The sequence below is a fragment of the Paenibacillus sp. GYB003 genome (genome assembly GCF_036577625.1).
Classification (GTDB): Bacteria; Bacillota; Bacilli; order Paenibacillales; family NBRC-103111; genus Paenibacillus_AB.
On the sequence record NZ_JARBDC010000088.1, the window covers coordinates 126,318 to 150,641 of the forward strand.

12 protein-coding genes, 2 pseudogenes and 1 riboswitch are annotated in these 24,324 nt (G+C 55.5%); of the genes and pseudogenes, 3 read left to right on the plus strand and 11 right to left on the minus strand.

From position 1 onward, the window contains the following. Positions 1-420 precede the first annotated feature (420 nt). From PV407_RS29700 to PV407_RS29705, 6 genes and pseudogenes are all read right to left on the minus strand, one after another. Positions 421-1,431 (minus strand): annotated as a pseudogene (locus tag PV407_RS29700) (hypothetical protein); the annotation flags it as partial. Further along, positions 1,331-1,588, minus strand: coding sequence for a hypothetical protein (locus tag PV407_RS28145; RefSeq protein ID WP_332093330.1), 258 nt, complete (start codon positions 1,586-1,588; stop codon positions 1,331-1,333). The pseudogene PV407_RS29700 and the gene PV407_RS28145, both read right to left, overlap by 101 nt. A 351-nt stretch (positions 1,589-1,939) precedes the next feature. Further along, a riboswitch (cyclic di-GMP riboswitch) is annotated at positions 1,940-2,033 on the minus strand. Positions 2,034-2,414: 381 nt separating this feature from the next. Continuing rightward, positions 2,415-5,924 carry an Ig-like domain-containing protein gene (locus tag PV407_RS28150; RefSeq protein WP_332093444.1) on the minus strand — a complete coding sequence of 1,170 codons (3,510 nt, stop codon included), beginning with the start codon at positions 5,922-5,924 and terminating at the stop codon, positions 2,415-2,417. A gap of 353 nt (positions 5,925-6,277) precedes the next feature. Beyond that, positions 6,278-9,316 (minus strand): Ig-like domain-containing protein, encoded by a 3,039-nt coding sequence (locus PV407_RS28155; protein WP_332093331.1) that lies wholly within the window; start codon positions 9,314-9,316, stop codon positions 6,278-6,280. A gap of 322 nt (positions 9,317-9,638) precedes the next feature. After that, a complete protein-coding gene (locus PV407_RS28160) occupies positions 9,639-11,627 on the minus strand; it encodes an Ig-like domain-containing protein (RefSeq protein WP_332093332.1) in 1,989 nt (662 codons plus the stop codon). 117 nt (positions 11,628-11,744) lie between these two features. Beyond that, positions 11,745-13,157, minus strand: a pseudogene (locus tag PV407_RS29705) (lectin-like domain-containing protein); the annotation flags it as partial. A gap of 785 nt (positions 13,158-13,942) precedes the next feature. Here PV407_RS29705 and PV407_RS28165 point away from each other — a divergent pair. After that, on the plus strand, positions 13,943-14,101 hold the full coding sequence (locus PV407_RS28165; protein ID WP_332093333.1) for a hypothetical protein: 159 nt from the start codon (positions 13,943-13,945) through the stop codon (positions 14,099-14,101). Positions 14,102-14,614: 513 nt separating this feature from the next. Here PV407_RS28165 and PV407_RS28170 read toward each other — a convergent pair. Then, positions 14,615-15,652, minus strand: a complete 1,038-nt coding sequence (locus PV407_RS28170; RefSeq protein ID WP_332093334.1) for a phosphotransferase enzyme family protein — start codon at positions 15,650-15,652, stop codon at positions 14,615-14,617. A gap of 75 nt (positions 15,653-15,727) precedes the next feature. Here PV407_RS28170 and PV407_RS28175 point away from each other — a divergent pair, with 75 nt between their 5' ends. Further along, complete coding sequence (locus tag PV407_RS28175; RefSeq protein WP_332093335.1) at positions 15,728-16,615, plus strand: helix-turn-helix domain-containing protein; 888 nt, start codon at positions 15,728-15,730, stop codon at positions 16,613-16,615. A 401-nt stretch (positions 16,616-17,016) separates the two neighbouring features. On the opposite strand, the gene PV407_RS28180 is transcribed toward PV407_RS28175, so the two are convergent. The 4 genes from PV407_RS28180 to PV407_RS28195 form a co-directional block, all read right to left on the minus strand. Then, a complete protein-coding gene (locus tag PV407_RS28180; RefSeq protein WP_332093336.1) occupies positions 17,017-18,009 on the minus strand; it encodes a zinc-dependent alcohol dehydrogenase in 993 nt (330 codons plus the stop codon). Positions 18,010-18,099: 90 nt separating this feature from the next. Further along, positions 18,100-18,984: a carbohydrate ABC transporter permease gene (locus PV407_RS28185; RefSeq protein ID WP_332093337.1), complete on the minus strand. Its 885-nt coding sequence runs from the start codon at positions 18,982-18,984 to the stop codon at positions 18,100-18,102. A 68-nt stretch (positions 18,985-19,052) separates the two neighbouring features. Beyond that, entirely contained in the window at positions 19,053-19,961 is a 909-nt protein-coding gene (locus PV407_RS28190; RefSeq protein WP_332093338.1) for an ABC transporter permease, read from the minus strand. Between the two features lie 71 nt (positions 19,962-20,032). Beyond that, positions 20,033-21,691: an extracellular solute-binding protein gene (locus tag PV407_RS28195; RefSeq protein WP_332093339.1), complete on the minus strand. Its 1,659-nt coding sequence runs from the start codon at positions 21,689-21,691 to the stop codon at positions 20,033-20,035. A gap of 309 nt (positions 21,692-22,000) precedes the next feature. On the opposite strand from PV407_RS28195, the gene PV407_RS28200 reads away from it, so the two are divergent. After that, positions 22,001-24,253, plus strand: coding sequence for an AraC family transcriptional regulator (locus PV407_RS28200; RefSeq protein ID WP_332093340.1), 2,253 nt, complete (start codon positions 22,001-22,003; stop codon positions 24,251-24,253). Positions 24,254-24,324 lie beyond the last annotated feature (71 nt).

The following is a 24,324-nucleotide window of genomic DNA, read 5'->3' on the forward strand; positions in this document are numbered from 1 at the left end:
AATAACTTCCGATCCGAAACGCGTTGCGATGTTCCCCTTGCCGTCCTTGTCGCCGTAAGCAGAATTATGTAAATTAATGTTGCCACCAAAATCCCATGGGAATCTGTTGGCTGTATCGCTTATTTTGCTGGTCTGCACCGAGAACACTTCCCGTTGCTGATCAGTAGTCCCAAACGAAGCAGCCTTATAATAAACGTTGCCCGGAGCTTGGATCCCGGCGTTAGAATTGATCGCCGCTGCATCATACTGCATAGTTGCACCGGACCAAGTTCTGGTAGGATCGGCCAAATCTTTCAGGCTACCGACTGCTGTCTTGTTATCGGCGCTCTTCTCTACATTTACCCACGAGACCAGACCGCCTGCCACTCCGCCGGGTACGCTTGTCGCTCCTGTCGGCGAGATCTCGCCTGCCGTCAGCGTAATCATCTTGAAAGCTACGACTTTGCCCAGTGCATCAATCTCGTAAATGCCGACGTACTTGTTCGTCGTCGCGTCCACACCGCCAATGTCCGCACCGGACGTATACGGGTTAATGACACCCGTTCCCGTAGGCGCCGCTTCTCCGATATTCGGAACGGCAATCGCAGCGTTCGATACGCGGGCGACTAATGTGTGGCCTGCTCCCGGAGGGCCGGCAGTTACCTTCGTCGTTCCAGGAGCAGCACCTGCCGTCGCAGTCGCGCTTAAGATCGGCGCGGGCGTATTCATGGCTCCCTGAGCCTGCTCTTGGGTAATCGGGCCGTCCCAAAATTTGATTGAGTACACTTTGCCGCCGGTCGTCTTCTCACCGGTAGTAGCATAGTCGTCATGGAAGAAACCGAAACGTACTTTCCCATTCACGATTTCCGGAACGGAATTGCTGTCCGCAGTTTCAATTTGCTTGGCAAAAACGCCGTTTACTAGCATATAGGCGACAAACTTTTTAGTCGTTCTATCTCTAGTAGCGATAATGTCCACTACTTGGTTGGCCGCTGTCGTCAGATTTCCAATAGACGTGGGATAAAAATTAAGTTTGCCGTTATTAAAATAAAATCCGTGATCCGAGGCTTTGTTTTTGTAGTCGATTATTTTTGCATACCCACCCGGTATTGAATCAAAAGAGAACCTCAACCCGATGCTGTAATGGTCGCTGATATTGGGATCGTCCAGATCGATCGTGAACCCCCCGCCGTTCTGTTCGTTGGAGGTCCACCGCCAGTAGGTGGAATCGGTAACGGATAAATCGGTCCCAAATGCGGACGTCGTATTGCCATAAGTTTTGCCCCCATAGGTGCCGGATACTACCGACAATTGGGAGTTGCCGAGACTATCCGAGAAATTCCCGCTAAAATCATAGCTCGCGACCAGATTCGCCGGACTTGCCGCCTCTGCCTCGAGCGGCGCAACGAGATTGGAGAAGCTTGCCGCCACCATGGCGATCAGAAGCAGCATTATGAACTGCTTTTTCCAGCGTTTGCGCAAATTCCGCAATGCCATTGCCATTCTTACATCCTCCAGTTTCAAAATAACAGACGGTGATCCGATCCGACTCCAGCACTATTCGGATGCGGTCGGGAAATTTCTGTTCTTTTCCTTCCTCCTGATTCATACCGGATCAAGGTGCGACCCTTCCTGCAACGATCTATCCTGTCCATGCACCTCCAAACTGTCTAATTCAATTGTTCACGGGCATCCCCCCTGCAAATGCGATCTATCGTCCTGCAACGTTTGCGACAGCAACCGCCACAATTCGATTAATAAATCCCCAGACGAGTATACCAGTCCAAACTATACAAAAAATATACAACAATTCCTTCGGGTTCCATGACTTGGGTCGCATTTTTAACGCGAGCGGCCTGGTCGCATCCCCCCTTTTAAAGTCTTATAAAAAAACGCAAAAAGCCTCTGTCCGCTTGGCGTGTAATGCATAGATAGAAAGGCGGACGGAGGCTCCGTCGTATTCGGCAACTGGCTGGCATCGCGGTGGAAAAAAGTCCGCATTAGCCCCTGCAGCTTTGCGTCGCCACTTTTCAGTGGGTTTGCCATTGTCGTACGATGTATTCAATTGTCGATAGTTTACTATTTTGACAATTCATTTGAATATACTTCGTTTCCCATTTATAGTCGATAGGCCTTCCGTTTCAAATTTCTGGGATAATAAACAAAGCTGTCGTCCGGCCGGCATCGGATTTCCTTCGGTAAGCGCTAAAGCCGGCAGCGGAAATATATTTGCATGTCGCCCGGAAGGCGACAATCTGGAGGGGCAGACACTTCACCAATTCCAGTCGCTACTTGGAAAAAGGCAATATGACGTTCTGTTTAAAAATGATTTTAACAGGTAGGCCCTGGAATGGACGAAACGACACCCGCATACCGGATCAAGAAGAAAAGCAAACACGTTCCTTCGAGAGGACGTGCTTGCTTTCCGTGTACGATCATGCTTTATTTTTTCTTCTCGTCAAAACCAAGCCCGCGAGCAAAGCGGCCAGCCCCACAGCGCCCAGGTTGTAAAAACTGGCGGCCGTGTTCGGCAATCGGTTCAGCGGCTTCTCCGGATCCGGTGTCTTGGTCGACGTTTCGTCGCCGTGCTGTACGGAAGGCGTTTCCGTCTCCGTATTTGTCGGCGTCGTGCCGGTTCCGGCATCCGTCGAAGGCGTTCCGTTGCCTTCGCCTGTCGACGGCGTTCCGTTTCCTCCGCCCGTCGACGGCGTTCCGTTTCCTCCGCCCGTCGACGGCGTTCCGCTTCCTCCGCCTGTTGAAGGCGTTCCGCTTCCTCCGCCCGTCGAAGGCGTTCCGCTTCCTCCGCCCGTCGATGGCGTTCCGCTTCCTCCGCCCGTCGAAGGCGTTCCGCTTCCTCCGCCTGTCGACGGTTCGTTCGGCGTTACGGGGTCAGGGTCCGTTCCTGGATCGGTTCCAGGGTCCGTGCCCGGATCCGTTCCTGGGTTCGTTCCAGGATCGGTTCCAGGGTCGGTTCCCGGGTCCGTTCCCGGATCCGTCACGTTGATCGTGACTTTCGTCGTGATCGAACCGCCCCGGCCGTCGCTCACCGTTACCGTGAAGCTGTCCGGGCCGACATAGCCCGGGTTCGGCACATACGTCCACGTCCCGTCCGGGTTCACCGTCACGGTACCGTGCTGCGGGTCGCTTCCTTTCGTATACGTCAGCGGATCGCCGTCCGGATCCGTGCCGTACACGCTTCCCGTTACCGACGTATCTTTCGGTGTCGTTACGCTCACATCCCGCGCGGTCGGCGGTTTGTTCGGCTTCTCCGTGACGCCGACCGTCACCGTCGATGTCGCCGTACCGCCCCGGCCGTCGCTCACCGTTACCGTAAAGCTGTCCGGGCCGACATAGCCTGGGGCCGGTACATACGTCCATGTGCCGTCCGGATATACCGTCACCGTTCCGTGCTGCGGATCGCTTCCTTTCGTATACGTCAACTCATCCCCGTTCGGGTCGGTTCCGCGCACGCTGCCGCTTACCGGCATGTGGTTCGGCGTCGTGACATTATAATTCGGTACCGTCGGCGGCTCGTTCGGCTTGTCCGTCACCTGAACCGTCACTGTCGACGTCGTGACTCCGCCCTTCCCGTCGCTGACCGTCACCGTGAATATATCCGGGCCGACGTAGCCCGGATTCGGCACGTACGTCCATGAGCCGTCCGGATTCAGAACGACAGTGCCCTGTTTCGGATTGCTTTCGATCGCATACGTCAGCGGGTTGCCGTCCGGATCCGTTCCATACACGCTGCCGGTTACCGATGCGTCCCGCTGCGTCGTTACGCTGTAATTCGGCGCCGTCGGCGGTTCGTTCGGCGGTTCCGTGACGCCAATCGTCACCGTCGACGTCGTCGTTCCGCCCTTCCCGTCGCTGACCGTTACCGTGAAGCTGTCCGGGCCGGTATAATCGGGATGCGGTACATACGTCCATGTGCCGTCCGGGTTCACCGTCACCGTACCGTGCTGCGGATCGCTTCCTTTCTCAAAAGTCAGCTGATCCCCGTCCGAATCGACGCCATAAACGCTTCCGGTCACCGACGTATTTTTCCACGTCGATTGTTCGAAGTTCGGTGCGATCGGCGTTTGGTTGGACGGGTATATCTTCACTACTTCTTCCGGCTTGTCCGGGGTGACGATATTGCCGCCATTCACCGCGGCTACATTTCGAATGTCTTGGCCGGCTTGACCTGCTTTGACGATCGTTTGAAATTGAACCGTATGCCAGATGGTGTCTGTAATGTCGCCGAGCTGTCCGACGACCTGACCTGCGGCATAATGCCCTTTGTCGTCCCCTTCCGCATCGGTGACGGTTACGCCGTCGACCTGCAAGCTGCCGGGCACGTAATCCAGACCTTCCGGAAGGTTGTCGGAGATGACCAGGTTTTTCACCAGACTGCCTTCTACCGTGTTTCGGGTCTTAATGGTATACAGGAGCGTATCTCCTACTTCAGCATGCTGCGCGTCCAAGTTGCCCGGTGCTTTTTTCTCAATCGTTACCGTTTTGTTGGACTCTAATAACGGATTCTTATTAACGGTGAAACTTGTATCTGTCGTTACCGGATCTAACCCATCGCTTTTTACAGTAGCAGCATTCTTAATGGTATTGCCCGCTTGAGTATCCAAAATTTTGGCTTCAAACGTAACGGTACGTTCGTCAGTGTCGGATACATGGCCGAAATTCGCCATGATTTTTCCGTTGTTGTATTCGGGAACAGCATGATGACTAGCCTTTAAAGTTCCTTCTACAATTTGCAGCCCTTCGGGTACGTCATCCTCTATTATTACATTCTTCGCCACGGTCTCATTTACTGTATTTTTAGTCACAATCGAATAGACAACCGTGTCACCGACTTCATAAAATGTCTTGTCTTTTAATTTGTTTTTTACACTCTTGCTGATTTCCAATTTTGGTGGAATTACTTCTAATGCCACCCCCCAAAAATGAGGGTTGTACGCATCAGAACTATCGGAATTTTGAGGTTCCGCAGTAAAAGTATGATCTATCCGATCTAACCCAGCTGGAAAATAAGGGGAACCAGTAAAGTCAAAGTTATAGATGTCCGTGTTAGCTGGAGTCCTATCCGGATCTCTTGTACTGACATTTTGTCCGTTTTTTGTTATGCTTCCATTCCAAAAGTTATTTTCTTCCCTAGTGCTATCACTTAAATACGAGTCATTAATGATTTGGTTATTTTTATACGAAGTAATTTTATATTGGTCATTGTATATAGCTCGATTCCCGCCGTATACACTAACCACCATACTCCCCTTTAAATTACCGACTTGCTTTGTCAAAATGGGCTGATCCGATAACGTTACTGTGAAACTGGAATTAGGTGTAGGACCGATGCCAGTATAATAATTTAATCGCGTCATCATTGGTGGTAAATTCTCATTTTTTTCGACAAATACGATATCCCAATTGGCTAAAGCATCCCAACCACCAGGAATCGAAAACTGATCTTTCAAAAACAGATTCTTTCCCCAGTAATATCCAGGCCCTTCTGCTCTAACAAAGTCTGTAATCTCGTATACGCCATTAATACTTTTATCAAAAAAGAATCTTCCGCCTTTCGGACCCTGGATAAAAGTTCCTAACGGACTGTCTGTTGAAGTTTTTATATTTGCAGGGGAAATATAAAGAAACGCAGCTTCAATCTCTCCATTAGGTATATATTCCATTGAACTACTACTGTAGGTGGCAGGATCGATATCTTCATCGATATATTGACCTTTTATATTGGGGTCAAGCGAAACGTCGTAACCATTAACATTACTACCGCCAATAGCTTGAAGATGATAGAATCCTATTTTATTGAATACTGTAATTTCATTTTCTCCATTAAAAGAATAGGATGGGACTTGGCTTGAAAACATATCACCTTCTGCTTTTGCAATACGGGTCATTGAAGGAAGTATCCCACCAGACATTGCAAGCACTACCATTAAGCATGTGAAAATATAATAAATCCTTTTCCTCGCTTCTCTTTTAAACCTCAAGTTATTTCCTCCTTTTTATTATTGAGCTTTAGTTCCGTTTCAATTACCTCCTTTTTCCCACCGTTTGACAATTTTCTGCGCGATATGAGAAATCCCTTCGAATTTCGATTAAAATAATCCATAATAACCAATTGTTCACACCAAAATGGCTAGAAATGAAATTGTAAATAGTAATAACATTCCAATAGAACGAAGAATATTGCAATTTTCGACTTTCGCAACTGCCTTTTCGATAAGTTCCCATATAAAATGCAAGCATGTTTCTCGCTGAACGGGAACATGCTTGCATTTTTGTGACATCAAGCTTTATTTTTTCTTCTCATCAAAACCAAGCCCGCGAGCAAAGCGGCCAGCCCCACAGCGCCCAGGTTGTAAAAACTGGCGGCCGTGTTCGGCAATCGGTTCAGCGGCTTCTCCGGATCCGGTTTCTTGGTCGACGTTTCGACGCCGTGCTGTGCGGAAGGCGTTTCCGCCTCCGTATTTGTCGGCGTCGTGCCGGTTCCGGCATCCGTCGATGGCGTTTCGTTTCCGCTACCTGTCGAGGGCGTTCCGTCTCCGCCTCCCGTCGAAGGCGTTCCGCTTCCTCCGCCCGTCGACGGCGTTCCGTTTCCTCCGCCTGTCGATGGCGTTCCGTTTCCTCCGCCCGTCGAAGGCGTTCCGTTTCCTCCGCCTGTTGAAGGCGTTCCGCTTCCTCCGCCTGTCGACGGTTCGTTCGGCGTTACGGGATCAGGGTTCGTACCTGGATCAGGGTCGGTTCCCGGGTCCGTTCCCGGATCCGTCACATTGATCGTGACTTTCGTCGTGATCGTACCGCCCCGGCCGTCGCTCACCGTTACCGTGAAGCTGTCCGGGCCGACATAGCCCGGGTTCGGCACATACGTCCACGTCCCGTCCGGGTTCACCGTAACCGTTCCATGCTGCGGGTCGCTGCCTTTCGTGTACGTCAACGGATCGCCGTCCGGATCCGTTCCGTACACACTGCCGGTCACCGATGTATCTTTCGGCGCCGTTACGCTCACATCCCTAGCGGTTGGCGGCTGGTTCGGCTTTTCCGTCACATTGACCGTCACCGTCGTCTTTACGGTGCCGCCCTTCCCGTCACTGACGATGACCGTGAAGCTGTCCGTCCCGACATAATTCGGATCGGGCACATACGTCCACGTCCCGTCCGGGTTTACCGTCACCGTACCGTGCTGCGGATCGCTGCCTTTCGTATACGTCAGCGGGTCGCCGTCCGGATCCGTTCCGTACACGGTGCCCGTCACCGACGTATTTTTCGGTGTCGTTGCGTTATAGGACGGTGGCACCGTCGGCGACTCATTCGGCTTCTCCGTCACCTGGACCGTCACCGTCGAGGTCACGGTGCCGCCCCGGCCGTCGCTCACCGTTACCGTAAAGCTGTCCGTGCCGACATAGCCCGGATTCGGCACATAGCTCCACGTGCCGTCCGGGTTCACCGTCACTTTTCCGTGCTGCGGATCGCTGCCTTTCGTGTACGTCAACAGATCCCCGTTCGGGTCCGTTCCGTACACGCTGCCGGTGACCGGCATATGGTTCGGCGTCGTGGCGCTATAGTTCGGCACCGTCGGCGCTTCATTCGGCTTGTCCGTCACTTGGACCTTGATCGTCGATGTCGTGACGCCGCCCTTGCCGTCGCTGACCGTTACCGTGAATAGATCCGGGCCGACGTAGCCCGGATTCGGGACGTACGTCCATGAGCCGTCCGGATTCAGAACGACAGTGCCGTATTCCGGATTGCTTTCGATCATATACGTCAGCTTGTCGCCGGTATCCGGGTCGGTTCCATACACGCTGCCGGTTACCGATGCGTCCTGCTGTGTCGTCACGTTGTAATTCGGCGCCGTCGGCGGTTCGTTCGGCGGCTCCGTCACCTGGACCGTCACCGTCGACGTCGTCGTTCCGCCCTTCCCGTCGCTGACCGTTACCGTGAAGCTGTCCGTACCGGTATACCCCGGATTCGGCACATACGTCCACGTCCCGTCCGGGTTCACCGTCACCATGCCGTACTGCGGATCGCTTCCTTTGGCAAACGTCAGCGGATCCCCATTCGGATCGGCACCATACACGCTGCCGGTTACCGACTCCGTGTTCCACGTCGACTCTTCGAAGTTTGGTGCTATCGGCGGCACGTTCACCCCGGACTCCACTACGCCCGATTCCCGAACTTCTTTTAGTCCGGTGAGCAAATTATCGTACTGGACGGCCGCTTTATTGGCTACATTCGTCGTTCCGGTTCCCGGGACCACTTTCACCTGAAATTGGACCGTCGTCCCCCCGGGCAGCTCGTCGGTATTCGGGATTCTTCCGCCTTGGGTTTGATCAGCCCCTACCCCCAGGCGAACAACAATCCGGTTATCCGCGGCCGAATATTCCCCTTGATCGTCTCCGGCGGCATCGGTCAAGGCTCCGCTGTTCGGTCCGGATACGATTTGAAGCGATCCCGGAACATATTCGGTTCCGGCGGGGATACTGTCCGTCAACAGCGCATGATCCGCTACGTCGCCTCCTTCGTTCTTAAACGTAACCGAATAGGTCAGGATACTCCCCTCCTGAACGCCGCTCGTCGGGGAAACGTTTTTGGTTAGAACGCCGCATGGCCCCGTTCCCAGAAAAACGTCGTCTAACAAATTTCCCCATAAAAGATTTCCATTTGAACTTTCAATAGCTTCAAACCCAAACCTCGTTAATATTTGTCCTTCAGGGACAGTGTAGGTTCCAGTATAATAAGTCCATTTATTATTGGTACTTTTCAATTGTTGAATAATCGGCAAACTGTTTGGCGGAATATTGGGCGAACCTATTCGAAGTTGCATAGTATCGTATCCAAATTCGCCTCGATGAGCCAGTCGCCAATAAATGGTTTGACCTGGGACAGTCACTACATCTTGATATAACATAGATGGTTGATTTGCGTTTAATTCCGCATATTGTTTTCCTTCTGCAGCAACAACAGGGATCGTTTGACCGTTTCCGCCAAGATTGGGACCCAGGAACTCGTTGGAGTTTTGCATGATTTGAATCCATTTATCTGTCGCAGTAGTCTTCCAACCAGGAACCTCATCTTCATGAAAATACATCCAAGCAGGCATATCACCGACATTTCGTGCCAATGGCGTCTCAAAACTACCATTTATGAGAGCTACCCGTCCTTGGCATACATTCAAGCCTTGCTCGGCCGCTTGTGCAGTCTCCATCCCGAAATTCGTAAACGGGAGGATCGGTAATAAATTGGATAGGATAAAACCGGTCGTAACAAGGGCTGCGGCTCGTTTGTTAAGCCAACTCACTTCATTCTCGCCTCCTCTACGATGTTCCATAAACTCACTCGCTGTCCAACTCCAAATCAAAATTTAGCGCCGCCTTTAGTTTTGTTTTTTCATCACCTCTTTTTGCCATCGTTTGACAAATTTCTGCGCGATATGCGAAAACCCTTTGCAATTTGATAAAAACAATCCATAATAACCAATTGTTCACAACAAATTAACTAGAAATGAAAATGTAAATAGTACAAACAATCTACAAAAATGAAAATGATTATAACTTCCGACTTTCCCGATAATATTTTGTATCTGCAAACCCTCATATAAAAAGCAAGCTGTTCCCGCTGAAGGGGAACATACTTGCTTTTTCCGTGTACGATCAAGCTTTATTTTTTCTTCTCGTCAAAACCAAGCCCGCGAGCAAGGCGGCCAGCCCCACAGCGCCCAGGTTGTAATAACTGGCGGCCGTGTTCGGCAATCGGTTCAGCGGCTTCTCCGGATCCGGTTTCTTGGTCGACGTTTCGACGCCGTGCTGTGCGGAAGGCGTTTCCGTCTTCGTATTTGTCGGCGTCGTGCCGGTTCCGGCATCCGTCGAAGGCGTTCCGTTGCCTTCGCCTGTCGACGGCGTTCCGTTTCCTCCGCCCGTCGACGGCGTTCCGCTTCCTCCGCCTGTTGAAGGCGTTCCGCTTCCTCCGCCCGTCGATGGCGTTCCGCTTCCTCCGCCTGTCGATGGCGTTCCGCTTCCTCCGCCCGTCGAAGGCGTTCCGCTTCCTCCGCCCGTCGAAGGCGTTCCGCTTCCTCCGCCCGTCGACGGTTCGTTCGGCGTTACGGGGTCAGGATTCGTACCTGGATCGGTTCCAGGGTCCGTGCCCGGATCCGTTCCTGGGTTCGTTCCAGGATCGGTTCCAGGGTCGGTTCCCGGGTCCGTTCCCGGATCCGTCACATTGATCGTGACTTTTGTCGTGATCGTACCGCCCCGGCCGTCGCTCACCGTTACCGTGAAGCTGTCCGGGCCGACATAGCCCGGGTTCGGCACATACGTCCACGTCCCGTCCGGGTTCACCGTAACCGTTCCATGCTGCGGGTCGCTTCCTTTCGTATACGTCAGCGGATCGCCGTCCGGATCCGTGCCGTACACGCTTCCCGTTACCGACGTATCTTTCGGCGTCGTTACGCTCACATCCCGCGCGGTCGGCGGTTTGTTCGGCTTCTCCGTGACGCCGACCGTCACCGTCGATGTCGCCGTACCGCCTCGGCCGTCGCTCACCGTTACCGTAAAGCTGTCCGGGCCGACATAGCCCGGATTCGGTACATACGTCCACGTGCCGTCCGGATATACCGTCACCGTTCCGTGCTGCGGACCGCTTCCTTTCGTATACGTCAACTCATCCCCGTTCGGGTCGGTTCCGCGCACGCTGCCGCTTACCGGCACGTGGTTCGGCGTCGTGACATTATAATTCGGTACCGTCGGCGGCTCGTTCGGCTTGTCCGTCACCTGAACCGTCACTGTCGACGTCGTGACTCCGCCCTTCCCGTCGCTGACCGTCACCGTGAATATATCCGGGCCGACGTAGCCCGGATTCGGGACGTACGTCCATGTGCCGTCCGGATTCAGAACGACAGTGCCCTGTTTCGGATTGCTTTCGATCGCATACGTCAGCGGGTTGCCGTCCGGATCCGTTCCATACACGCTGCCGGTTACCGATGCGTCCCGCTGCGTCGTTACGCTGTAATTCGGCGCCGTCGGCGGTTCGTTCGGCGGTTCCGTGACGCCAATCGTCACCGTCGACGTCGTCGTTCCGCCCTTCCCGTCGCTTACCGTTACCGTGAAGCTGTCCGGGCCGGTATAATCGGGATGCGGTACATACGTCCATGTGCCGTCCGGGTTCACCGTCACCGTACCGTGCTGCGGATCGCTTCCTTTCGAAAATGTCAGCTGATCGCCGTCCGAATCGACGCCATAAACGCTTCCGGTCACCGACGTATTTTTCCACGTCGATTGTTCGAAGTTCGGTGCGATCGGCATTTGGTTGGACGGATATACCTTCACTACTTCTTCCGGCTTGTCCGGGGTGACGATATTGCCGCCATTCACCGCGGCTACATTTCGAATGTCTTGGCCGGCTTGACCTGCTTTGACGATCGTTTGAAATTGAACCGTATGCCAGATGGTGTCTGTAATGTCGCCGAGCTGTCCGACGACCTGACCTGCGGCATAATGCCCTTTGTCGTCCCCTTCCGCATCGGTGACGGTTACGCCGTCGACCTGCAAGCTGCCGGGCACGTAATCCAGACCTTCCGGAAGGTTGTCGGAGATGGCCAGGTTTTTCACCAGACTGCCTTCTACCGTGTTTCGGGTCTTGATCATGTACAGCAGCGTATCGCCGACTTCCGGATGAGCCGCATCGGTATTACCGACCGCTTTTTGTTGAATGGCTGCCGTTTTATTTGATTCAAGCAATGGAGGATTAAGATTGACGTGAATCGTGATTGTCGTTTCTATCGTTCCGCCATGCCCATCATCAACAATGACCGTAAAAGTATCATCGCCAACATAGCCTGCATTTGGCGTATACGTCCATGTACCGTCCGGATTAACCGTTACCGTACCGTGGCTCGGCGAATTACCGGCTCGGTAGGTTAAACTGTCGCCATCCGGATCCGTCCCGCTTACTTGTCCCGATACCGGTGTATTTGCCGTCGTGGTCTTCGTATCGCCAGGCGCGGCCGGTATCTGGTTATTGGCCGGAATGGTTGCGGAATCGTTGGCGCAGCCGACGGTGGCCGAAATCGTAATGTCCTTGGAATGATCGGCATTTTTCAAGACAGCTTGAATCTTTCCGTCTGCACCCGATACTAGGTTCGTTACAGGCTCTCCGTTCGGTCCGGTCAGCACTCCTACGGTTGAAGTAAACGTATCCAGCGGCGCATCGGGAACCGGATGACCTAACGGATCCAGCAGAGCTACCGTAACACGATATTCCGACCGCTTATCGGTCGGCTCTGTCGTTAAATTCATACTGCTCGGTAACTGCTTGTAATTATTTTGCGGATCGAGCGTACTAATAGGTGCGTAATCATTTACAAAATACCAGCTATAAATATCGTGATTCTCGTAATTCGGGTACCCTGTCGAAGCGGTAAAACCGCCATAATACGGTTTTCCATCGAAGATGGCGCCAAGATCTATGTTGTTTACGTTTAATATTTCTTTAGCGCTTGCCCGGTCCGGCGAAGTACCTAGACGAACCTGAACATTCCGGGTTAAACCATTATAGTCGATCCATGTGTAATACCGGGTTCCGTCAGATAAAACAAAATGGGTGCCATTAACGGAATTATACTGATTCAAATCCGTAAACCAGCCGGCCTGATTTAAAATCTCCCCGTTTTCCGCAAGTCCGATGTAATTTGCAGAAGGATCTTTAGCTACCGCGTTTAGGAAGGTATCGTATTTAACGGCAAAACTGGTTTTAATACCGTAATAGCCCAAACCGCCTCCGATCGATTGCGGACTGGATGTATCGGCCTGGATCGTAAACGTCAGTCCGTCGCTTGCACCCGCGGCGCTTGGATTGCTCATTTTAAATGAAAAGGCTGTGCTGAAGGAATAATTGTTTTTAGGACATATCGCACTTTTGTTAAAAACGGCTCCGCTCTGTTCCGTAGTTGTCGGTGTCAATCGTATAAAATTCATCCCTACGGGAACTTCGGCAGAGCCGTTTTCTGCAAACAACTGACTAAAAGTATCGTTGGAGAATCCGTCAAATTTATGAGTCAGCCAATCCGCGGCAGCCGCCTTTGCATTTTGATGGTGCAACGGTAAAATCGGACTAAGTACGATTAGAAAAGCTGTCAAACCTTTAAAAATCCGATTCAGTATTGATTTTGGTTTCAAAGTGTACTCCCCTCCTTATTAGCCGCCTATATGTTTTTATTTTGCTGCGGGAGTATTTGCTTTTTGTTGGTTATTCCTCAAGATTTGCATCCGGGTCTTACATGCTCAAGCATGATTAGCGGTGTCGTTCGTTAAGCTGATCATTTCATTTCATTCTTCCTCCTCTATGATTCATGTCCAATTACCAAATCTAAAAATTGGCGCCGTATCTAGCTTCGTATGTTCATCACCTCTTTTTTCCCATCGTTTGACAAATTTCTGCGCAATATGCGAAATCCCTCTGCAATTCGATTAAAATAATCCATCATAACCAATTGTTCACAACGAATGAACTAGAAATAAAATTGTAAATAGTAAAAACAATCTAACTAAATAAAATTATATTTCCCGACTTTCGACTGGTACCATCGATCAGTTCTTAAAAACGGAAATAGCAAGCTGTTCCGTCCAAATGGGAAATCCTTTGTCCGATCGCGACAATCGGCCATAAACGTTTGCCGCCGAATCTAGTTCCGCGAGTTATTCTATTTTTATCATTTTTATAGAAAATCCGGTTTTGGCGGAGATCTCAAACCGAAATGCGGCCGGTCGTCCGCACCAATTTGCGCCGAAATTCCACGCATGCCGGGTCGAAAATCCGCTTATTCGTATAGCGATGACTAAACTTTATTTCGCTTTTCATAACGTTCATACAGTTTCAGATACGGGAGGTTTCGATATGGAAATCCGGTTATCCGTTCAAATGCTTCGACTTCGCCCGGTCGGCAGAGCTGTCCGACTTCGTCGTGCCGACGGACGCGCCCCGCTATTCCGAGCGGCTGCCGGAAACCGCTTCGCGGCTCGAAGCGAACCGGGAGCAGGCGGCGGAGCGTATGCGCAGGTACCGCACCCTATACCGGCCCCGCCTGGAAGTTCCGTTCGAGCAAAGCCTGTTTTTCGAATGATGCGTGCGCAAGTGCCGCCGGAAAAAACGCTCCGGCGGTTCTTTGCGCGCAGGCCCGTCCGCCGGCGCACGGGGAGGGAACGGGGCGGCCCGTCAAGACATTTCTTCCTAATCCGGCCCCTCCGATATCCTGGTGAGCTTTTCTCGACTTCATTCCGCTTCTTCACCTCTTCGGAAAACGGCTAACGAACCCCTGTATCGTTATCGGAGCCGAAAGCGGAGGTTTGAATTTGTAACGAATTCTTGTAACGCTATTGCCGGCAAAATCGGACCGTTTCCTCCTGCTTTCGGCTCGATAGCGATATCCAGATTCGTTAGCCTGGAAAAATGATCGTTTTTCCGCCAATAAGCGTCTCACGATTCGTAAGCCGTCGCCCCTGAATCGAAAAGCTGCCGAATAGCGACCGGAAGCTCCTATGAAAGCAATGGGTGCCGATTGTCCCCCGCCGCCCTTTAAAAAAGGGTCCCCTGCCGCCAAAACGGCCCGGGGACCCCTTCTTTTTGTCTCGCGCGCTCACAAGCGGCCCGCGATTCGCGCGGCAAGCGAGTCGCGGTTGTCGTCGAGCCATGTCAGCGGCGGCTCGATGCCGCCGGTCAATACGCCTATCGCCCGCTCGGGCGGTACTTTCGCCAGCGCCTGCACTCGGCTGTGCAGCAGCCGGGCGGCCATCAAGTCGGGAAGCGCCGCGGCTTCCTCCCCCGACAAAGCGTCCCCCGCCTCGCGCGCATAAGCCCGCAGCGCCGTAATCGCCCGATCGGCGTCGAACGCGCAGCTTTGCACGAGCGAATAAATGCTGCCGCCGTCCAGCGGTTCGGCGCGCAGCGCGGCGAAGTACACAACCAGGTCGGCGACGTCGCGCAAGCGGGGCTGCTCGCAAATCCAATCGAAATCGTACAAGGCGCTTACGGCCCCGCCCCGGAACGCGACGTTGGCGGGGTGGAAGTCGCCGTGAACGATCGTTTGCGGCAGTCCGCAGTACGCTTCGTCCGGGAGCCGCCGCTTCAGCCCTTCGGCATAATCGAGCATCCATTCGATCGTATGCCGCTCGGAGGCGGACATGTCCATGCCGTCGCGCAAAATCCGCTTCAACGCTTCCGCGATCGCGGCCGGATCGTCGAAGCGCGGCAGCCGCTTACGGGCGGTCGGGCGGAAGTCGGCGGCCGCCCGGTGCAGACGGCCGAGAAACGATCCCGCCGCTTCGAGCTGCTCCGTCCGAAGCGGCGCGTAAGCTTCCCCGCCCCTATACGGGAGCAGCTGAAACGTCATCCCCTCCGCCCCGCTACGCCGCGCCCCGTTCGCGCCCGGCAGCGGGACGGGGACGGGAATCCCTTTGCGCCCCATGTGCAGCAAATATTGCTCCTCGTAGTCGATCCACGCCTCGTCGCTGTACTTGGCGCTGCGCCTGCGCAGGATAAACGTTCGTCCGTCGCGGCGAACCGCGTAATTGCGGTTGGCCGTTCCCCCGGACAGCGGTTCGGCGGCCGCATTCGGCGGGAAGCCGTAAAAGCGCAGCGCCTCCCGAACCGCCCGGGCTTCGCGTTCCGTTTCCATTTCGTCATCCCCTCCACGAAACGATTGTGATATGCTGGTCCTGCAACGAATCCGCCATGCCAGGGAGGAATTCGCGTGAAGCTTGAAGCGACCCGCACTTTGTCCGTCGCGCGCTACGTGTACGACGAGGAATCGCGCGTAAGCGGCCACAGCCATAATTTTTACCACGTCCTCGTCGTCACCGGCGGCCGCGGCGCGCTTGCCGTCGGCGAAGAGCATTGCGAAGCCGTCCGGGGCGAAGCGTATTTCATCCCGCCGGGCGTCCGCCACGCGATCGACTCCGACGACGCGCTGCCGCTCCGTACGCTGGAATGGAAATTTTACGTCGACGACGCGCCGACGGACGAGCGGCTCGGCTGCATCCCGCTCCGCTTCCGCACCCGCGGCACCGGCGTGAAGGAGGCGCTGGAGACGATGGTCGACGAAGCGATCGCGCGACGGACGCTGTACAAGGAAGCGATCGCCGTCCGTTCGGCGTGGCTGCTGCTGGAGCTGGTCCGCATGCATGAAGCGGACGGACGCCGGTCCGCGCCGGGGCCGGCCGACGTCACCGGCCGCGATGACGGCGTGGCGGGCGACGGCGACCCGGCGGCGATCGCCGCCTACATCGAAGCCCGCTATGCGGAGCCGCTGACGATCGCCCAGCTTGCGGCGGCGTTCCATACGAGCTCGACCCGGCTGTCCGCCTCGTTCCGCAAAGCGTTCGGCCGGTCGCCGCTCCAATACGCGGGCGAGCTGAGGCTGAAGCGGGCGAAAGAGCTGCTCCTCGCCACCGACTGGAGCGTGACGGCGATCGCGGAGCGTACCGGGTTCGCCAGCGTCCACTACATGAGCCGCCTGTTTTCCCGCAAGGAGCGGCTGTCCCCGCTCGCTTACCGGCAGCTTGCCAAACGGCCGAGACATATCCGGGTCGAGGAACGGTACCGGATCGAAGATCATATGGCGGTGAAGGAGCCGACGTAAGCGGGCCGATTGCGGCCGAAATCCGGCGTCCGGCTCCGGCCGCTCGTCTGCCCGGCACGGCGGGCACGGCGGGCACGGCGTCCCCGAGCCCGCCTCGGCCGCCCGACAGGACGCCCTTTCAACTAAGACTACCACGGGCCGCGGAAATTGGATTTGCACGCGACTCCCGATTTTTTTGCACATTGCCGCTGACGGTCGTTTGCCGCCGATTCGCGCGAACGACAAAGACGCCTCCATCCCCCGAACGCGGCGGGAGCCGAGGCGTTTTTTCTATGAACTGATCCCTTAAAAACGAATCCCGGCGACTCTCCGCCGATTCCGGCGTTGTTCGCGAATTGTGCCGCCATAGTTGATTCGCGATCAGGCATGTCCGAACAGATCGCAAGCAGCCCGCTCTCTCATTAGTCGCCGAAGCGGATCAGCGTGCCCATCGTTTCCGCAGGCGCTTCGCCCGCCCGCTCGTACGCCTCCGCAAGCCGCTCCAGCGGGTAAACGCCGGTAATGAGCGGCTTCAAGCGAAGCCGGCCCGACGCCAGCAGCCGGGCGAACTCCTCCAGATTGCGCTGCAGCGTCCAGCGGACGTATCCGTACGGATAGTCTCGCCCTTCCTCCTCGTACGCCTTGTCGTAGCGCCCCGGCCCGCCCGCGCGCGAAATCGTGATATGCGCTTCCTTCGCGAACAGCTTGTTCCGGTCGAACTCGGTGTTCGTGTCGCCGACGATGACGATCTTCCCTTTGTCGCGAATCCATTCCAGCGCCAGGTCGATCAGCCGGTGCTCCTTCGTATTCGCGCAGATGAGCACGCAGTCCGCGCCGAAGCCCCGCGTCAGCTCGCCGACCCGCTCCGCCACCTGCTCCGGCGAGCGGCATACGTTCGCTATGCCCGCCTTCTCCAGCATCGCGCAGCGCGTCTCCATCAAATCCATGGCGACGACGCGGTACGCCGCCGCATTCGCGATTTGCGCGGCCAGCTGGCCGACGATGCCGAGCCCGAGCACGACGACCGTTTCGCCGAAGCGCAGGTCGGCTTGGCGCAGCCCCTGCATGGCGATCGTCGCGATGCCGGACAAGGCGGCCTCCTGCGGATCGACATGACCCGCCAGCGGAGCGATATGGTTGCGGTTCGCGAGAAAATAGTCGGCGTGCGTCCGGGCGCCGTAGCAGACGATCCGGTCGCCGACCCGGACGTGATCGACGTCGCGGCCGACCTCCTTGACGATTCCCGTCGCGCTGTAGCCGAGAAACGCGCTTATCCCTTTGCGCAGCACCATCAGCTCCGTGCCGGTGCTTACCGCCGAATATTCGGTCTCGACCAGGACGGAGCTGTCGGTCGTTTCCGGAACCGGGATGTCGGCGATTTCGAGCCGACCGCCCGCGCTTTTTGCCGCTTTCATGGCGTTCCCCTTTCCCCGGCGGCCGCTTCCTGTTCAGGGCGCCTACCGCCGTATCCTTTTCCTTCCATCGACATTCGCCAAACCGGACCGTCATCCTTTCACGCTGCCGAGCACGATCCCTTTGACGAAAAATTTTTGCAAAAACGGATAGACGATAATGATCGGCATCGCGCCGAGAAAAATTTGCGCCGCCTTGACCGTCTGGTTGGACAGCTGGCGCATCAGCTCGACGTCGCTGTCCGACATCGCGCTGAAATCCTGCTGGATGATGACCGTCTGCAAGTAGCTTTGCAGCGGGTAATTGGCCGGATCGTTCATGTAAATGAGACCGTCGAACCAGGCGTTCCAATGCCCGACCATCGTAAAAAGCAGCACGGTCGCCAGCACCGGCTTGGACAGCGGAATGTACACATTCCACAGCGTCCGCAAATGGCCGGCCCCGTCGATAAACGCCGCCTCCTCCAGCTCTCTCGGCAGGCTGCGGAAAAAATTAAGCACCAAAATGACGTTGAACACCGGTACGGCGCCGGGCAGCACGAGCGCCCAAATCGTATCCATCAGCCCCGTGTTTTTCACCGTCATGTACGTCGGCACGAGGCCGCCCCCGAATATGGCGGTAATGAAAAAGTACCAGACGTAGACGGTGCGCATTTTGAAATCGCGAACTTCCTTCGACAGCGGATAGGCGAGCACGACGCACAGCGTCATATTGACGATCGTGCCGAGCGCCAGCCGTTTCAGCGAGACGACGAACGAGGCGAGAAACGCCTCCTTGCCGAGCACGAACTCGTACGCTTTCGTCGTGAATTCGACGGGAAGCAGGCCGACCCGGCCCGCTTCGGCCGCGCTGCTCGAACTGAACGAAACGGCCAAAACGTGAACGAGCGGGAACAAGCAAACGAAAGCTAATAAAACCATCAGGCCGTAGTTCGCGGCAACGAACAGCTTGCGGCCCAATGACGGATTTTCGACCATAACGATTCCTCCACTGCAACTGACATGCTGTACGAGAGCCTGAAGCGAAGCCGATATCGCCGGCCGCGTTAAAAGATGCGATAGTTCGCCAGCCGATAGGCGAGCAAATACGAAACGGAAATGAGAACGAGCGAGACGACCGATTTCAGCAGGCCGACCGCGGTAGCGATGCTGTATTGGGCGTTTTCCAGCCCCATCCGGTACACCATCGTATCGATAATGTCGCCGCTTTCGTAAACGTACGGACTGTACAGGTTGAAAATTTGCTCGAACCCGGCGTTAAGCACTTGCCCGAGGCTGAGCGTCATGAGCAGGATGATGACGGGCCGGATGCCCGGCAGCGTAATGTGCCACGTTTGCCGCCACCGGCCCGCGCCGTCGATGACGGCCGATTCGTACAGCGCCGGATCGACGCCGGCGAGCGCGGCCAAATACACGATCGTGCTGAAGCCGAATTCCTTCCATTCGTTCGAGATGACGATCGTATACGGGAACCAGGCGTTGTCCCCGAGAAAAAAGATCGGCCCGATCCCGACCGCGCCGAGCACCTTGTTGACGATCCCTTGGCCCGGAGACAGTATGTCGATCAGGATGCCGGCGAGAATCGTCCACGACAAAAAGTGCGGCAAATAAATGAGCGTCTGCACCGTCCGCTTGAACGCCACCTTGCGCAGCTCGTTCAGCAGCAGCGCCGTGACGATCGGGACGACGAGCCCGGCGACGATTTTCATCACCGCGATAAAGATCGTGTTCCAAAACACCTCGAGCGTGCTCGGCAGGCTGAAGACGTACGCGAAATTGCGCAGCCCGACCCACTCCGAGCCGAATATGCCCTTGACCGGAATATATTTTTGAAACGCCATGACGAGCCCGAACATCGGAATGTAATGATAAATAAAGACGATGACGGCGGCCGGCAGTATCATCAGATGGAGCGGCAGCTCCCGGAGTCGTTTGGCGGCGCGAATCGATTTCATCTGACTCTCCTTTCGGTGCGAACCGCCGCCGGGGCCGGATGAACGGATCATCCGGCCGAAGGGCGCGGCGATTATTTGTTCTGGGTGGCGTACCAGTCGTTAACTTCCTTCGTAATGATGTCGCCGCCCTGCTTTTTCCAGTCGCTCACGTATTTGTCGAAGGCGTCGATGCCGAGATTGCCGGTCACGATTTTCACGAACGTTTCCGTGCGCAGCTTTTTGAGCTGCTCGTTCCGCTCGGCCATCGTCGCCGTCGGCGTCGTGTAAAACTGGTTCGGCACGAACCGGTCTTCCTTGATGATTTGGTCGATGATGCCGGCCGACCCGCCGGGCCCGTTTTGCGCGAATTCGCCCCACAAGTTTTTTTGGCCGCCCTTGTACAGCATGATCCGGTCGTACACCTTTTTCCGTTCCGGGGACAGCTCCTCGGGCTTCAGCTTGCCGTCCAGCACGGCGGTCGCCTGCCGGTAGTTCTCGATATTGTTGTCCGGCAAATAAATTTTGACCGGCGAATACGTCCAGATCGCCGACTGGTCTTCCTTGCTCGGCACGATATATTTGTAGTACACGTCCTCGGATTTGTTGTAGTAGTACGTTTGCAGCCAGAAGTCCATCATTTTGAAAATCGCTTCCGGGTTTTTCGTCCCTTTCTTGACGACCCAATAGTAGCCGAACGTATTGAGCGGCAGCTGCGCCATGAACGGCTTCCCGTCCACGGTCGGCATCGCATACGCCTGCCATTCCTGGTTCGGCGTCAGCGAGACGAGCGGCGAGTTGGCCGAGCCGCGGCCGCCGATCATCATCCCGATTTTGCCGGTGCCGATGCTTTCGTTCACCTTGTTCGTATCCTTGACGATAAACTCCGGATCGAAATGGCCGGCTTTGTACATCTCGTTCAGCTTCGTCAGCGCCTGCTTCATCTGCGGCTGAATATCGCCGTATACGAGGCTGCCGGACGAGTCTTTCAGCCAAAAGTCGTTGGTATAGGCGCCGAAGCCGTTCATAAAGCCGGCCGCCATATTCAGCTCTTTATCCATCGCGAGACCGAACGTATCGTCTTTGCCGTTGCCGTCCGGATCTTGTTTCGTAAACGCATCGGCGATCGCGACGAGATCGTCGATCGTCTTCGGATCGGGCAGCTTCAGCTTCTCCTTCCAGTCTTTGCGGATCCACAAAATGGCCGGCCCTTCCTTCGCCACCCCGGTCCACGGAATCGCCATCAGCTTGCCGTCGAACGTCGCCGATTTGAGCACTGTATCCCCGGCTTCGCGCATCACCTTCTTGATCGACTCCGGCGCATAATCGTTGTACAGCTTCGTCATGTCCTCGAGCTGCCCGGCTTCGTACAGCTGCCGGAACTGCTGCGGGGTCGCGGCGAAAAAGTTCGGAATGTCGCCCGAGGCGATCATCAGGTTCGTCTTCTTCTCGTATTCGGTCGACGGCACGTACCAGTTCGTTTTCACTTTGATGCCGTATTTCTCCAGCAGCGTGCGCGTCCAAATGTTGTTGTTGATGTCTTCCCCGTTGAAAAATTTCGTCGTCGGAAAGCTGTAGTTTACCGTCGTGAGCTCGATCGGCGGATCGTACTTCTCCGGCACCGACTTGGCCGCGCCGGGCTTGTCCCGGTCCGCCGGCGGCGCCGATCCGGCCTGGTCCGTTTTGCCGCAGGCGGCGAGCATTGGAACCGCTACCAAGCTGATGCCGACGAGCAGCTTCCATGTTTTTTTCATGCTGTTCGTTGTCCCCTTCCTTATATCGATATGGCGGATCCCGTCTGCGTGCGGGAATTCCTTACGCCCATCGTAGCTCCGCCCCAAGGCGCAGGCAACGATCCATTTCGCCGGACTTATTCCGAAACGGCGGTTTCGCGGCGGTTTGCGCCATTTTTGTGCTTTCCGGAATAAGAGTTGCGAAACGGAATATTCGCCGAAGATGGCCCAAAACCGCCGTATGCACTATAATACAAAAGAACCCCCCGTCATTTCCGTTTGAGCGCGGGGGAAACATGCAATCGCTTACGAGAAACGGGAGGAAACGACGTGAATCGACGCATCCGAATCAACGGGAAATCTTTATTCGCCAAGCTGCTGCTCGGATTTATAGTCGTCATCTTTATCTCCTTCGCGTTCAACGTATTCGCTTACCGGTTTTTTTACACCCAAATGCGCGATCAATTGATTCATTCCAGCTCGCTCGGCTTGTCCAAAACGGCGGACGGCTACGAGAAGCAGCTCGGTCAGCTCGACGACCTGCTCACCCGCTACTATTTCGACAACGTCGTTACGGCGCTGCAAAAAGGAAACATCGATTCCGACTTCCCGATCGTCAACGAGCTGGCGGACGATTTCAAGTCGATCGTCGGCAATTACAACCTCGACCTTGAAAACGTGTTCATTTATTTCAAGGAAAAAGGATTCGTCATCGACAAAAACGGTTATACGCGCGCGGAGGACATGTTCGGCAAATATTACGTCAGCGGCACGTACGGAGCCGACTTTTGGGCGAAGCAATTCGCCGAAGACTTTCATTTCCGCGCGTTCCCGTCGGCGGAGTTCCGCAAATTCCGGAGCGATATCGGCTCGCAGAACGGCCGCTACGTTCCGGTTATCGTCAAAAGCCGGATCGGCAGCCAATTTTATGTCGGCGCGCTTATCGATGCGGAGCGGATGTTCGCACCCGTCCGCGATCCGGCCGGCAATCCGTTTTACGTGCTGTCCGGCGACGGCCGCCTGCTTTACGGCACGGGGGATCGTCCCGGCGAACTGCCGCGGCTGGCCCCGGACGCTTCGTACATGAAGCACGGCGACGATTACTTTTTTTATCAAAAGGGCTCCGTATCCGGATTAACGTATGTCGCCGTCATCCCGAACGCGGCGCTCGCCTCGCAGCTGGCCAAAATGAACGTCCTGCTGCTGTCGCTGTTCGCGCTGTCCGTCCTGATCAGCGTCGCCATTTCCGTGCTGCTCAGCGTCCGCTTCAAAAATCCGGTGCAGCGCATCGTCGAGGCGCTGCGCCAGATGAACCCGGCGATCCGGCACGGCAGCTCGATCCACGAGTTCAACGTCATCAGCGAAGGGCTGGAGCAAATCATCGAGACGGTTCATCGCAAAAACACGCTGCTGCAAAAATACGGCTACCTCGACAAAATCAAAAGCATTCAGCCGGCCGATCACGATATGCAGACGCTCGTCGATACGCGGCGACCGTTTCATTTTATCATGTTCCACATCGATTATACGCGCGATTACGAGCGGCTCGGAACCGAACCTCCGCTCAAGGCGACGTATTTTTTGGAATTCATCAATTTGAACGTGACCGAAACGTTCCCCGACTCGGTCACGATCCAAATCGAGAAAGACCGCATTTTGTCGATCTTGTTCTCGGAGCGGGACGCTTCCGCCGAGCTGGCGGAAAAGCTGGACTATTTCAAGCGGGTGTTCGATCAGGACAAGGCGTACTACCATTTGACGATCGCCTGCCAGAAGCGGCTGTGGGAGCCGTCGGAGTTTACGTCCGCTTACGAAGCCGCGTGCGAGATGGTGCGCCGCCGCAAGCTGAACGACGAGACGCAAATCGTCGACGAGACCGGGCCGGCCGAGACGCTCGTCGTCTGGACGGCCGAGGAGGAACGATGCTTCGCCGCCCATTTGGAGGCGGGCAACGAGGGGCAGCTTCATTCGCTCCTGCACGGCTTGCTGCACCGGCTCGACAAAAGCGGAGCCACGGCCTGGCAATACAAGCAGTTCGCCGGCGACCTCATTTCGAAGACGCTCATGGCGCTGATGGCGCACAAAGTCGATACGCAGGCGCTCCGCTCCGACAGCTCGCCGTTCGACGAGATCGAGCGGTTCGTCTTCGCCTCGCAGTATGCGGCGTTTTTCGAACGGCTGCTCAGCCAGGCGGCCGCGCTCGTCCGGGAGAAGCGGGAGGCGCGCGACCCGATCGTCGACTTCGTCGTCGGCTTTATCGAGGAGCATTACGGGGACGATATTTACCAAGATTTGATCGCGGATAAGCTGAACATTTCGACCGGCTATTTGCGCAACTATTTCAAGGAGAAGACGGGGCAAAATTTGGGCGATTACTTGAACGAGTACCGGATCGGCAAAGCGAAGGCGATGCTGGAGCAGACCGAGGACAAAATTCAGGACATCGCCGCGAAAGTCGGCTACCAGAACGCCAACTCGTTCACGCGCATGTTCCGCCGGCTGACCGGCCTTACGCCGGGCGAGTACCGCCGCGACCGCATCGTATCGCCGAAAGCCGCCTCCCGAAGCGAGGCCGGCTTTTGAGGGGGCTGTTTCGCGGAGGGGCAGCGGCGCCCCCCTCCTTCGCTGAGCGGATAGTGCTCTTTCGCGCACTA